Origin of the sequence: Corynebacterium phoceense, assembly GCF_900092335.1 — a bacterium.
Lineage (GTDB): Bacteria > Actinomycetota > Actinomycetes > Mycobacteriales > Mycobacteriaceae > Corynebacterium > Corynebacterium phoceense.
Map to the genome: position 1 here is coordinate 1,398,273 of NZ_LT596208.1, position 13,524 is coordinate 1,411,796.

General features: G+C 63.7%; 9 protein-coding genes and 1 pseudogene. 5 read left to right on the forward strand and 5 right to left on the reverse strand.

All coding sequences use genetic code 11. From position 1 onward, the window contains the following. The first annotated feature begins 145 nt into the window (after positions 1 to 145). Together BN9444_RS10830 and BN9444_RS10835 are read left to right on the forward strand one after the other, a co-directional pair. Entirely contained in the window at positions 146 to 2,062 is a 1,917-nt protein-coding gene (locus BN9444_RS10830) for a choice-of-anchor I family protein (RefSeq protein WP_068801905.1), read from the forward strand. A 103-nt stretch (positions 2,063 to 2,165) separates the two neighbouring features. After that, complete coding sequence (locus BN9444_RS10835; RefSeq protein WP_068801906.1) at positions 2,166 to 2,834, forward strand: hypothetical protein; 669 nt, start codon at positions 2,166 to 2,168, stop codon at positions 2,832 to 2,834. Positions 2,835 to 2,891: 57 nt separating this feature from the next. Here the strand turns inward: BN9444_RS10835 and BN9444_RS10840 are convergent, their stop codons facing one another. The 3 genes from BN9444_RS10840 to dnaE form a co-directional block, all read right to left on the reverse strand. Further along, complete coding sequence (locus BN9444_RS10840; protein WP_066487142.1) at positions 2,892 to 4,103, reverse strand: cobalamin-independent methionine synthase II family protein; 1,212 nt, start codon at positions 4,101 to 4,103, stop codon at positions 2,892 to 2,894. Between the two features lie 219 nt (positions 4,104 to 4,322). Then, entirely contained in the window at positions 4,323 to 5,525 is a 1,203-nt protein-coding gene (locus tag BN9444_RS10845) for a cobalamin-independent methionine synthase II family protein (protein ID WP_066487145.1), read from the reverse strand. A gap of 90 nt (positions 5,526 to 5,615) precedes the next feature. Further along, on the reverse strand, positions 5,616 to 9,182 hold the full coding sequence (gene dnaE / locus BN9444_RS10850; protein WP_066487147.1) for a DNA polymerase III subunit alpha: 3,567 nt from the start codon (positions 9,180 to 9,182) through the stop codon (positions 5,616 to 5,618). Between the two features lie 95 nt (positions 9,183 to 9,277). On the opposite strand from dnaE, the gene rarD reads away from it, so the two are divergent. Both rarD and BN9444_RS10860 read left to right on the forward strand, forming a co-directional pair. Beyond that, on the forward strand, positions 9,278 to 10,153 hold the full coding sequence (rarD, locus tag BN9444_RS10855) for an EamA family transporter RarD (RefSeq protein ID WP_066487149.1): 876 nt from the start codon (positions 9,278 to 9,280) through the stop codon (positions 10,151 to 10,153). A 154-nt stretch (positions 10,154 to 10,307) separates the two neighbouring features. After that, positions 10,308 to 11,288 (forward strand): HNH endonuclease signature motif containing protein, encoded by a 981-nt coding sequence (locus BN9444_RS10860; protein ID WP_068801907.1) that lies wholly within the window; start codon positions 10,308 to 10,310, stop codon positions 11,286 to 11,288. Between the two features lie 50 nt (positions 11,289 to 11,338). Here BN9444_RS10860 and BN9444_RS10865 read toward each other — a convergent pair whose 3' ends face one another. Continuing rightward, positions 11,339 to 11,596: a hypothetical protein gene (locus BN9444_RS10865; protein ID WP_066492178.1), complete on the reverse strand. Its 258-nt coding sequence runs from the start codon at positions 11,594 to 11,596 to the stop codon at positions 11,339 to 11,341. Positions 11,597 to 11,659: 63 nt separating this feature from the next. On the opposite strand from BN9444_RS10865, the pseudogene BN9444_RS10870 reads away from it, so the two are divergent. Then, positions 11,660 to 12,496 (forward strand): annotated as a pseudogene (locus BN9444_RS10870) (excinuclease ABC subunit A); the annotation flags it as partial. 82 nt (positions 12,497 to 12,578) lie between these two features. On the opposite strand, the gene BN9444_RS10875 reads toward BN9444_RS10870, so the two are convergent. Further along, positions 12,579 to 13,524: DNA polymerase IV (locus BN9444_RS10875; RefSeq protein ID WP_141681589.1), on the reverse strand; the 946-nt coding region annotated here is incomplete at its 5' end.

Genomic DNA, 13,524 nt, shown 5'->3' on the forward strand with positions numbered 1-13,524 from the left:
ATGGTCGCCGCCCGCGCGATTACCTAGCGATCGACCGATTAGTCCGGCATTTCATCTCACTTTTACCTCTGTGTTAACCCTGTGTTACCTGCATGCACTTGGATGTTGCCTCGTCATATTTCTCGTACTCTCAAGGAGCTCATGTATGGCCATCCGCCGCACTCTCGCCCTGTGCACGCTCGCCGCGACCACGCTCACCGTCCCCGCCATTCCGGCCCAAGCCACCATCGTCGCCTCTCCCATCGTCGATTCCGTTGCCGACGCCTCGCTCAAGGTCGAGCCGCTCGGCGCCTACGACTCTGGCGTGCTTGGCGAGTCCGCCGCGGAGATCGTCGCTTTCCACGCCGCGTCGAAGCGCATCCTCGCCGTCAACGCGCACTCCGGCGAAATCGACATCCTCGACGCCTCGGATCCGGCCGCGCCGCACAAGGTCGGCGTCGTCTCCGCCGGCGGCGACCAGGAGATCAACTCCGTCGCCGTGCGCCCCGACGGCCTGGCTGTCGCCGCAGTCCAGCAGGCCGATAAGACGCAGGACGGCGAGGCCCTCTTCTTCAACGCTGCCACCGGCAAGGAGCTCGGCCGCGTCACCATCGGTGCCTTGCCCGATAACGTCCACCTCACCGCGGATGGGAAGTTCGCCCTGCTCGCCAACGAGGGCGAGCCGTCCAACGAGCTCACCGCCGAGGGCACGGACTACGTCGCAGACCCCACCGGCTCCGTGTCCGTCATCGCCTTGCCTTCCGATGCCGCCGCCCCCACCCAGGCAGACGTCCGCACCGCTGGCTTCGAGGCGTACGACGCGAAGTACGCTGCCGGCGAGCTCGACCCCGCCATCCGCGTCTTCGGTCCTTCCGACGCCGACTCGAAGCCGTCGACCGACTTCGAGCCGGAGTACATCTCCTCTGTTGGCGATACCGCCTACGCGTCGCTGCAAGAGGCGGGCGCCATCGCCATCATCGACATCCCGTCGGCGACCGTCACCGACGTCGTCCCGGCTTTTATCGCGGACCACTCAAAGACCCCGATCGACCCGTCCAACAAGGATGACAAGATCGAGCTGCGCACCCTACCGGTCAAGGGTCTGTCCATGCCGGACTCCATCGGCGCGTTTACTGCCGGCGACGAGACCTACTTCGCGACGGCCAACGAGGGCGACGCCCGCGAATGGGGCGACGAGGACGGTTCCGGCGTGTACACCGACGAGGCCGAGATCAAGGACCTCATCGAGGTTGGCAAGGTCTGCGAGGGCGTCGAACTTCCCGAGGGCTTCGACGACACGTCCTTCGCCGGCAATCTCAAGGTCTCCACCGCGTCCGGCTGGAACGAGGAGAAGAGCTGCTTCGACGAGTTCTACGCCTACGGCTCCCGCTCCTTCTCCATCTACGACGCCGCCGGCAACGTCGTCTTCGACTCCGGCTCCGACTTCGAGGAGATCACCGCCCGCCTCCACGAGCAGGGCGTCCTCAACTTCAACGCGGATAACGAGGATCCGGAGGCCGACGACCGCTCCGATAACAAGGGGCCCGAGCCCGAGGCTCTCACCATCGGCAAGGTCGGCGAGCGCACCTACGCCTTCATCGGTGCTGAGCGCGTGGGCGGCATCTTCGTCTACGACGTCACCGACCCGCGCAACGCCCAGTACGTCACCTACGTCAACAACCGCGACTTCTCCGTGGGCTACGACGACAAGAACTACGAGGCCACGAAGGCCGCCGGCGACCTCGGGCCCGAGGGACTTACCTTCGTTGACAAGAAGGACTCCCCCAACGGCGAGTACCTTCTCATCTCCGGCAACGAGGTCTCCGGCACTACGACCGTCTTTAAGGTCACCGACCTCGTGCCCGCCGACGCCGATAACGATGACGACGACCAGGGCGATTCCGGCAGCTCCGCCGCCTCGTCCGACGCCGGTTCCTCGGTCGGCACCGTGTTCGGCGTCGTTGCCGCGGCTCTGGCCGCCGTCCTGGGCATAGTGAGCATAGTTCCGGGCGCACCAGCCACGCTGCTGCGTCTCCTGCCAGCACCGCTGCGCCACGCCCTGAACTCCGCCCTGGGCCACTAAGCCCCTTGGCGGGGGCATTCCCTCCCGCCAGGCACCCCAACCTGCTAGATTCAGGTGCGTTCCATTTCCGTTCGCACTGTCGTCACCCCAAGGAATAATTCTTATGCGCGCACGTCGTCTCTCAGTCGCGCTGGTCGCCGCAACCAGCACCGCCCTCGCCCTCGTCACGCCGGTCGCTGGCGCCGAAAGCTCCGAGTCTCAGGGCGCCTCCAGCGCTCAGTCCCAGGACTCCGGTTCCTCTGAGGACACAGCAAGTGACGGAGTGAAGCCCGGCGGCGAGGGCAAGGAGGGCATCACCGACGGCACCGCTACCGACGGCGAGAAGACCGACGGCACGGAGACCACGAAGACCGCACTGTCCAAGGAGTGCCAGGCCGAGGTCGACGCCGCCAAGGAAGCCCACAAGAAGGCCGTCAAGGATGGCACCGCAGGTTCTTCGTTCATGGGTCCGCAGGAACTCGCTCTGGGCATCGTCAACGGCTACGGTTCCTCCGGCATGCCCGACAAGCCGGACTGCGTCGAGAAAGAAAAGGATGACAAGCCCGTCGAGCTGCCGGACTGGCTCAAGTGGGCTGAGCTCTCCCCCGAAGGCAAGGAAGCCTTCGCCTGGATCAACCTGATCCTGTCCGTCATCGGTGGCCTCATCGGCCTCGCAAGCACCCTCGTCAAGGTCAATCCGGAGTTCGGCAAGGACATCAACGGCGCGCTCACTGGCATGCTCAAGCAGGTCAACGGCGCGATGAGCAACGCCCAGAAGCAGTTCCGCCTCTAGGGCTACGCAATAAAAAAGGGCGGGTGCGCACATGCGCACCCGCCCTTTCATTCGTGTTTAGCCGAAGATCTCCTGCGAGGCGATCTCCGCACCCTTCACCAGGGACTCGAGCTTCGCCCAGGCGATCTGCTCATGAATGCGTCCGCCCAGGCCACAGTCCGTCGAAGCGATGACATTCTCTGGGCCGACGAGCTCCGCGAACGTGTGGATGCGGTCGGCCACCAGACGCGGGTCCTCGATGAGGTTCGTCGAGTGCGAGACGACGCCCGGGATAATGACGGTGCCTTCCGGCAGCTCGCGCTTCTGCCACACGCGCCACTCCGCGCCGTGGCGGACGTTCGCCGCCTCGAAGGTGAGGCCGCCGACCTCGGCGCGCAGGATTTCGTCGACGATCTCCTCGAACGGGATGTCCGTGGAGTGCGGGCCGTGCCAGGAACCCCAGCAGATATGCAGGCGCACCTTCGACTTGTCGATGCCCTTAATCGCCGCGTTGATGGCGTCAATATTCTTCCGCACGTAGCCACGGAAGTCCTCGTAGGACGGCTCCGGGTTGACCTGGTCGAAGGCCTCCGCGAGGTCCGGGGCATCGATCTGGACCGTGTAGCCGGCGTCCGCGATGGCGCGGTATTCGTGCGCCATGACCTCCGCCGTCGCCGCGAGCAACTCGTCGTAGGACGGGTAGTACAGGTTGCGAATGCGCGCCGCCGAGCCCGGCGAGACCGCCGCGATGAATCCCTCAACGTCCTTTCCCGTCGACGCAATGGCCGCGCCCAGGTGCTTAACGTCCGCAGCGAGCGCCTCCTGCCCCACGTAGCTCAGCGGCCCGTCAATCGTGGGCAGCAGGAACTTCTTGCCGCCTCCCTCGATGCCCGACTTCGGGTCCTCGTACGCTTCCGCGAACACCGCGCGGTCGCGACGGTCCGGGAACGTCGTGAGCTCGATACTGCCCGGCTCGTGGCGCACGATCTTGCCGAACGCATCCGGCTCCTCCTCGCGCGTCGGCCGCAAGCCGCCCAAGCGGCTGAAGGAGTAGGTCCACCATGCACCGTAATCGATGGTGTCGTGCGCGAGGTGGCCATACTCGCCCTCGTTGACGATGTCGATGCCCAGATCAACCTGGCGCTGCACGACCTCGTTGTCGGCCTGTTGCAGAATCTGGTCGAACTCCTCGTTGGAGATATCGCCGGCGAGACGGCGCTGGTTCGCCCCGTGGAGTGCTGCAGTGCGCGGCAGCGAGCCAACGTGCGTGGTACGGATCTTCTGGGTCATAAGCAATTCCTTTCTAGACTGTGCTGTCTATAGTAAACAGAACAAGCGTCCTTGTCGCGCATTCTGTTTACTTTTATTCACGATGGCGTTTCCCCAGTTCAACGCCAACTTTTCAAACAAAGATATCCCCTTTATGACGGTTTAAGATTTAATTGTCATATCTTTCGGCGCGCACGCAAAAAGCCGCGGCCCGGAGACCGCGGCATCGGCAAGCGTGGCTTAGAAGAGTTCCTCCGTGGCAATCTGTGCACCCTCGACGAGGGACTCAAGTTTCGCCCAGGCAATCTGGTGGTGCAGGCGCCCACCCAGACCGCAGTCGGTCGACGCCACGACGTTCTCCGGACCCACGACCTCCGCGAACTGGATAATCCGGTCTGCAACGAGGCGCGGGTGCTCCACCGCATTCGTCGAGTGCGAAATCACGCCCGGGTAGATGAGCGTGCCCTCCGGTAGCTGATGATCCTGCCACACGCGCCACTCGTGCGCATGGCGCGGCGAGGCACCCTCAAAGGAGAAGCCGCCGACCTTGGCCTCGAGAATCTCGTCAATGATATCCGCGAACGGGATGTCCGTAACGTGCGGGCCATGCCAGGAACCCCAGCAAATGTGCAGGCGGGTCTGCTCGCGCGGCAGGTCCTTAATCGCGTCATTGAGCACCGCAATGCGGTCGCGCACGAAGCCCTGGAAGTCCTTCACGGACGGCTCCGGATTGATCTGGTCCCAGGCCTCCGCGAGGTCCGGCGCGTCGAACTGGACGGTGAGGCCCGCGTCCGTAATCGCCCTGTACTCGTGCGAGAGCGCCTCACCACAGGCTTGCACGACCTCCAGGTCGGTCTTGTAATACTTGTTGCCCAAGCGCGCGGCCGATCCCGGGGACAGGGCCGCCACAAAGCCTGCCGATGCCCCCGCCTTGCCCATCGCATCCTTCAGCAGCTTGACGTCGGCGTCAACTTCCTTCTGCCCGATGTAGGTAATCGGGCCCGTGAACTCCGGGTTGGCAACCTTTTTGCGGCCGGTGAAGATGCCGGACTCCGGGTCATTGTAGGCTTCGTTGAAGATGGCGCGGTCGCGGCGGTCAACGAAGGAAGTGAGCTTGATATTGCCAGGCTCGGAACGCTGAATGGCGTTGGCTTCCCAGCGGTCCTTGTCCGTCATGGTGAGGCCGCCCAGGCGGCTAAAGGAGTAGTTCCACCACGCGCCATAGTCCACGGCGCCGGAGGTGATGTGGCCGTACTCGCCTTCATTGATGATGTCGATGCCCAGATCGACCTGGCGCTGCACGACCTCCTCGACGGCGCGCTCGAGGATGGCGAAGAACTCGTCGTCCGTGATCTCGTCGGCGGAGCGCTTGAGATTCGCCTCCAGTAATTCCGGGGTACGCGGCAGCGAGCCGACGTGCGTGGTGCGAATCTTCTGGGACATGGAAGGTGCTCCTTATGTGAGGTGAACTAGACTGTGCTGTCTACCCTAACCCAAACCTCTTTGTCCGCCCGTTTTATATTCACACCGGGGCTATCCCAGAATGCCCGCGCCCATCGTCGCCTTGAGATCGCCCATGAGGTTGCCGGAACGCTCCACGCGCAGGTGCTCGCCGAGGACCATCATCGTAGACTCGTCGCCGTTGACGAGCGTCAAGTAGACGTCGGACTCGCCCTTGTTCTTGAGCAGGACGTTCTTCAGTCGCGCGATAGTGTCGAGCGTGCACTGCTCGGTGCGCATGGTCAGCCGCAGCGGCAGGCCAACGCCGCCGCCGGGGCCTAGGTCCGGCACACGGATATCGGAGCAGAACAGCGAGCGGCGGTCGTCGCGGATCTTCACGTTGACCTTGGCCAGAATGATGTTGTCTTCCACAATCTGCGGCGCGACGAGCGAGTAGACCTGGTTGAACACGAGGATGTCGACCTGCGCGCCGTTGTGGTCTTCGACCGTGACGATAGCCCACGGCGAGCCGTCCTTCTTCGAGTAGCGGCGGTCGACCGCTGAGATGATGCCGCCGATGACAAGCTCCTGGCCGTTGTGAACCTCATCCGCCAGGATCTTGGGCAGCGGCGTATCGGTTTGCTCCGCGAGCGCCTCTTCGAAGCCGTCGAGCGGGTGGCCCGAGACATACAGACCCAGCATTTCGCGCTCGAGCGCCAGCTCGTGCTTGCGGTCCCAGTGCTCGTCCGGAATGTCAATGGCAAACGCGCTCATCGTCTCTTCGCTTTCCGCGCCGAGTCCCGCAAAGAGATCGAACTGGCCCTTGTCCGCGGCTTTCTTCGTGGTCTGCACCGCGTCCACCGCGTCTTCGTGGATGAGCATGAGACCTTTGCGCGGATGCTCCATGTCATCGAAGGCCCCGGCCTTAATGAGCGACTCCGTCACACGCTTGGTACACGCCACGAGGTCGATCTTGTCCAGATAGTCCGAGAAGTTCTTGAAGTGTCCCTTCTCCTCGCGGGCCTTGACGATGGCCTCGACGACTTCAGCACCGACGTTGCGGATAGCGCCCATACCGAAGCGAATATCCTCGCCGACAGCCTGGAAGTCCGTGTGCGACTCGTTCACCGACGGCGGCAGCACCCGGATGCCCAGGTGGCGGCAGTCCGAGAGATAAATGGCCGACTTATCCTTCTTATCCGAGACCGACGTGAGCAGCGCCGCCATGTACTCCGGCGCAAAATAGGCCTTGAGGTACGCGGTCCAGAACGAGACCAGGCCGTAGCCTGCCGCGTGCGACTTGTTAAACGCGTAGGACGCGAACGGCTCGATGGTGCCCCACAGCGCGTCCATCGCGTCCTTGGAGTAGCCGTTAGCCTGCATGCCGGACCAGAACTTGTCGTACTGCTTGGCCAGCACCTCCGGCTTCTTCTTACCCATGGCTTTACGGAAGCCATCTGCCTCGCCGGCCGTGTAGTTCGCGACCTTCTGCGAGATACGCATGATCTGCTCCTGGTAGACGATCAGACCGTAGGTCTCGTCCAGGATCTCCTTGAGCGGCTCTTCCAGCTCCGGGTGAATCGGCGTAATGGGCTTGCGTCCGTTCTTGCGGTCCGCGTAGTCCCAGTGCGCGTTCACGCCCATCGGGCCCGGACGGTAAAGCGCCAGCGACGCCACGATGTCTTTAAAGCCCGTCGGCTTCATGCGCTTGAGCAGCTCCTGCATACCACCCGAGTCGAGCTGGAAGATGCCCAGCGTCTCACCGTGCGACAGCAGGTCGTAGACCTTTGAGACGTTCGGATCGTCCGCATGCAGCTCCTCGAGTTTCAAGTCAATGCCGCGGTTCTTCTTGATATTCGCCAGCGCGTCACCAATGACCGTGAGGTTGCGCAGGCCCAGGAAGTCCATCTTCAGCAGGCCAATGGCCTCACATGCCGGGTAATCCCAGCCCGTGATGTACGCGCCGTCCGAACGCTGCCACATGGGGATATGGTCCATGAGCGACACGGACGCCATAATGACGGCACACGCGTGGACGCCTGCCTGGCGCACCACGCCCTCGAGGCCGCGCGCGGTTTCGTAAATGCGCTTGACGTCCGGGTCCGTCTCGATCATCTGTCGGACCTCGGTCGCCTCCGAGTAGCGCGGGTGCTCCGGGTCCATGATGCCCGAGAGCGGAATATCCTTCGCCATGATCGCCGGCGGCAGCGCGCCGTTGATGCGGTCCGCCATCTGGAAGCCCGGCTGACCGTAGTTCACCTTCGCCGAGTCCTTGATGGCCTGCTTCGTCTTCACCGTACCGAAGGTGATGACCTGCGCGACCTTGTCCTCGCCCCAACGCTCCGCGGCGTATTGAATCATCTCGCCACGGCGGCGGTCATCGAAGTCGATATCGATATCCGGTGCGGATGGACGCTCCGGGTTGAGGAATCGCTCGAACAGGAGACCATGCTCGATGGGGTCGATATTGGTAATTGTCAGTGCGTACGCCACGAGCGCGCCTGCCGCAGAACCACGGCCCGGGCCCACCCAAATGCCGACGGAGCGCGCGTGCTTGATGAGCTCGGCGACGATGAGGAAGTAGGACGGGTAGCCCTTCATGTCGATGACGCTGATTTCGTACTGCGCGCGCTCGATGTATTCCTGCGGCACCTCTTCGCCGGGGAAGCGCGCCTGGAGGCCCTCCATGACCTGGTTGGTCAGCCACGACGTCGGGGTCTCGCCCTCCGGCACGTCGGCGATCGGCATGCGGTCGAGCGGATGCTCCTCCCACAGCTCGCTGTAGTCCTGTACACGCTCGGCAATCCACAGCGTGTTATCGCAGCCATCCGGGACCATGTCGTCCCAAATCTCACGCATCTGCGCAGCCGACTTGATGTAGTAGCCCGTGCCGTCGAACTTGAAACGGTCCTGGTCCATGAGCGTCTTGCCGGTCTGCACGCAGAGCATCGCCTCGTGCGAGGCCGCCTGCGACTCGAGCACGTAGTGGCAGTCATTCGTCACCAGCGGCGGCAGGTCGAGCTTGCGCCCGATTTCCAGCAGCTCGGAGCGCACGCGCGTCTCGATGTCGAGGCCGTGGTCCATGAGCTCAAGGAAGTAATTATCTTTGCCGTAGATGTCCTGCCACATCGCCGCGGCCTCGAGCGCCTCATCAAACTGTCCCAGGCGCAGGCGCGTTTGCACGTCGCCCGACGGGCACCCCGTCGTCGCGATGATGCCATCCGCATGCTCGGCGATCAGCTCCGCGTCCATGCGCGGGTACTTACCCAACTGCCCCTCGTACGACGCCAGCGAAGACAGACGGAACAAGTTCTTCAAACCCGTCGCGTTCTCAGCGAGCATGGTCTGGTGCAGGTACGAGCCGCCGCCCGCGACGTCATCGCGCTTCTGGTCCGGCGTACCCCAGTGCACACGCTTTTTATTAAAACGCGACTCCGGAGCCATGTACGTCTCAATACCAATAATCGGCTTAATCCCCGCCGAGGTCATGCGCTGGTAAAACGCATTCGATCCAAACATGTTGCCGTGGTCCGTCATGCCCACGGCTGGCATCCCCTGACGCTTGACCTCCTCCGAGAGCAGGTCCACCTTCGCCATACCATCCAGCATGGAAAACTCGGTGTGATTATGCAGGTGAACAAAGGAGGAGTTTTTCGCCATGCAGACAGTCTAGCGGCCGCGTCAAACCCCCGAAGCCGTCCCTTTTGATGAGAAACGTTTCCCGCCACACGGCTAGCGGAGTACATTAATCTCCGATGTTTTACACCATTGCCGCCTACCTCATGTGGGGCTTCTTCCCCGCATTCTTCCCGCTGCTGCTGCCCGCCTCTCCCCTCGAGATTCTCGCGCACCGCGTCATTTGGACCGCGGTACTCGTCACGGGTTTCCTCGTCGTCACCGGCGGCTGGCGCGAACTCTCGCGCCTCGACAAGAAGACCTGGGCCTGGCTCGCCGCGGCCGGCGTGTTCATCTCCGTCAACTGGGGAACCTACGTCGTGGCCATCAACTCGGGCCATGTTGCCGATGCCGCCCTCGGCTACTTCATCAATCCCCTCGTCTCCGTCGCGCTCGGCCTGGTTTTCTTAAAAGAAAGCCTGCGCAAGCTCCAGGCCGTCGCCGTCGGCATCGCCGCCATCGCGGTCATTTACCTCACCTTCTTCACCGGCCAGGCGCCCTATATCTCGCTTCTGCTCGCCTTCTCTTTCGGCATCTACGGCCTCATTAAGAAGCAGGTCCGCGTCTCCTCGACCGGCTCCGTTGCCGCCGAGACCCTCGTCGTCCTGCCCGTCGCGCTCATCTACGTCCTGTGGCTCGAATCCTCCGGCGCCGGCACGTTTACTTCCGAAGGCCCCCTGCACATCGTGCTGCTCATCGGCTCCGGTCTCGTCACCGCGCTGCCGCTGCTCTGCTTCGCCCAAGGGGCCAAGGCCCTTCCCCTGTCGACCGTGGGCATGCTCCAGTACATGACGCCGCTCATGCAGATGCTCTGGGCGCTCTTCGTCACCCACGAGCACTTCTCGACGCACCGCTGGATCGGCTTCGGCATCATCGGACTCGCCGTCGCCGTCTACTTCACAGACCTCATCCAAATGGCTGCCGCCCGCCGCAAGCGCTCGCGCTCAGCGGCATGAACGTGCCGGTGATACTGAGATTTTCGTGAGAAGCGTTAGTTTCTGTGGATAACTGGGCCGATTTTGCCCACTGCATTTGGCAACCGGCGCAGGTTGTCCACAGGAAAATATGTTCCCCTAGCTTCTTCTGGCGCGTGCCTTTAGCTTCTGGGGCATGACAGTTTCTCTCTTCGCAGCTCTCACCATCGGCGTCTCCTCGCTTCCCGACGCCGCCGGCATGTCGCTTAAAGACATCCTCGCCCTCGGTGTCGCCCGCCCCGACGCGCTTCTCGTGCGCCGCCTGCACAAGGTCTACTACGGCCACACGCAAGCCACGACCCTCCAAGCCGAAGCCCGCGCCGCGGCAATCCGCCGCAAGCACCCACTCCGCGTGCTGGAAAAGATCGAGAACCTCATCGCCTCCGCTCCCAATAAGGACACGCTGCGCGCACTGCTCGCGGACACCGCCGCCGAAGACATTCCCGCTGTTGCTGCCAAACACATTGAGAAGAAGCCCAAAGAGGAATACGCCCGGCTGACCCAATCCCCAGACGGGTGGGCACGCTTGACCATCTTCACCAAGGACCAACGACTCCTCGACTTCGCCAACGGCCTGCCCGGCGTGACCCCGAAATCCCGGAACAAGCTTTTAGACGGGTTCAAAGAATTCGTCGAAGGCGCAACCAGGCTCGCACCGCCGCGACGCATGGTCCATATCGTGCTCAAGCTCGACGAGATGGACAAGATTACCCGCGGCGAAGGCGAAGACGTCACCATCCGCGCCTCGGACGGCTCAGTGCGCACCGGCGCGCAACTGTTGCAAGAGAAAGTGGCGCCGTACTTCCAAGCGACCATCATCAACTGGCGGGGCGAACCGATCGACAACTACTACGGCCGAGAGTTCACGAAGAAAGCCATCGACATGAACACCGCGGTCTACCTCGAGTGCTTGAACCCTAACTGCCACATACCCCGCGACCGCTGCGAGAACGACCACATCTTAGCCGTCAACAAAGGCGGGCTCTCAGTCCTCGATAATTTGATGCCACTGTGCAGGTACCACAACGGAAAGAAGGCCGACGGCGATAGCTACTGGAAAGACGACCAAGGCCGCATCTGGTTCCAGCCAGCCTACGGCGACCCCGTCCTCTGTTAGGACACACCCCCGAAGCACCCGCCCCACCCCGGCGGGCACTTCGGCATGCCCTAACGCCGCCGCGCCTCTTTGGCCCGGCGGCGCGCCTCCTTTTCTTCCGCGGCGTCGAGCGCCCAGCCCGGCATGACTATCAGGAGACCAGAACCGGCAAGCGCGACCACGGCCCCCATCACGCGGTCGAGGGCCTCGCCGCCGAAGGCGAGAAGGCCGAGCCCCAGCACGAGCGCCGCCACGGCGCAGAGGAACCCAAACTTGTAGTTCGGCATCCACGCGCCGAACCCTCGCACGTTCGAAAGCCAGTTGTCCATAGCGCCCCAGCCTATCGCACCCCGCGTACCCTGGACGCCATGGAATTCACGACAGACACCGGCATGATCCGCGTTCGCGACGCCCACCTGCACAACCTCCGCAACGTCGACGTCGACCTCCCACGCGGCCAACTCGTCGCGGTCACAGGTGTCTCGGGCTCGGGCAAGTCGTCTCTGGCCTTCGGCACCATCCACGGCGAGGGCCAGCGCCGCTATTTTGAGTCCGTGGCGCCGTTCGCCCGCCGGCTCATCTCCTCGGCGGTCGACCCGCAGGTCGGCGGCATCGAGGGGCTCCCGCCCACGGTCGCCCTCCAGCAGTCCACCTCGGGCGGCGGCGCGCGCTCCACCGTGGGCACGGTCTCCGCGATGTCGAACACCATCCGCCTGCTTTACTCGCGCGTAGGCGACAACCCGGAGGGCCTCTACTCAGACTCCTTCTCCCCCAACACACCTGAAGGCATGTGTCCGGACTGCCAAGGCACCGGCATTCAGCACGTGCCCACAGAAGAATCCATGGTCCCGGACCCGACACTGTCCATCAACGAGGGCGCCATCAAGGCGTGGCCGCAAGCCTGGGCAGGGAAGAACTTCCACGACATTCTGGAGGAACTCGGCTACGACCTCGACTCCCCCTGGCAGGACCTGTCGCAGAAGGACCGCGACTGGATCCTCTTTACCGAGGAGCGCCCCGTCGTCACCGTCCATCCACACCGCGGCGCCGACCAAATTCAGCGCAACTACGAGGGCACATGGCGCTCCGTCGCGAGCTACCTCACCAAGACCTTCCGCGAGACACAGTCGGACACGCTACGCGACCGCACCCTGCGCTTCATGGAGTCCCACACCTGCCCCACCTGCGGCGGCCGCCGCCTCAACCCCAAGGCCCTCAAGGTCACGTATGNGGCATCCTTCACGCGGGCCAAGCGCGCATCGTGCTCGCTGCTGCGCTGGCGACGGGCACGGACGTGCGCGAGCTTTTCGGCTAAGACTCGCGAGCGGGGGCATCGGCGAGCTCGTCGTCGGCGGCGAGCCAGTCAGCCCAGTCGAGGCTGTCCAGCGGATCGCCGGGATGCAGCGCCGGGTCGTTGACGGCGAAGGAACAAGTCTTGCCGGGGCCCGTGGCACGGGTTTCGAAGCGCACACTCACCACGCCGTGGCCGGTGCCTTGGACCCAGCCGTGGCCGTACTCGTCGTGCACGATATCCTGCGTCGCCACCCACGTGTCCTCGGGGACGTCTTCGGTGACGACCTCGACGCGCTCGGGCACGCGGCCGTCCGAGACGCCGGGCTCGTAGTCCGTGTCGTCGCGCGTCACCGCGAGCCGGTCGAGTTCCGGGAAGAGCACGTCCTGGCGGGCTTCCTCAAGCCCCGAGTAGCTCACGCCCACAAGGCGAATGGGGCCCAGCTCGTCCGGGTAGCGCGCAACGCGGAATGCGGTGGCCTTGAGCGTGTCCAGATCGTCCGTTGCGTACGAAAGCGTGGCAGAGCGGGATTCGATGTGGAAGTCAGCCATGCGCAATTTAAGCGTCACGGTGCGGGCGCCGCGGCCGTCCTTGAGGAGGCGACGGTGGGCGCCCTCGGCGGCGCGGACGATGGCGGCATCGACAGTCTCTTTAGTGAGGAGGTCTTTGGGATACGTGTGCTCCGTGGATATCTGCTTGGAGATGGCGCGCGGGGCGACGACGCGGTTATCGATGCCCTGCGCCATGAGCCACAACGAGCGCCCCACCGTCGAGCCGATAGAGATGTCGACCTCCTTCTCCGACATCGCCGCTAGGTCGCCGATGGTCACGATGCCGATCGCGTTGAGCTTCGCGCCCGTCACTGGGCCGATGCCCCAGAGCTTCGTCACGGGCAGCGGGTGGAGCATGTCCAGCTGGCGCTCGACCGGAATGATGTACACGCCGTCGGGTTTGGCCTCGCCAGAG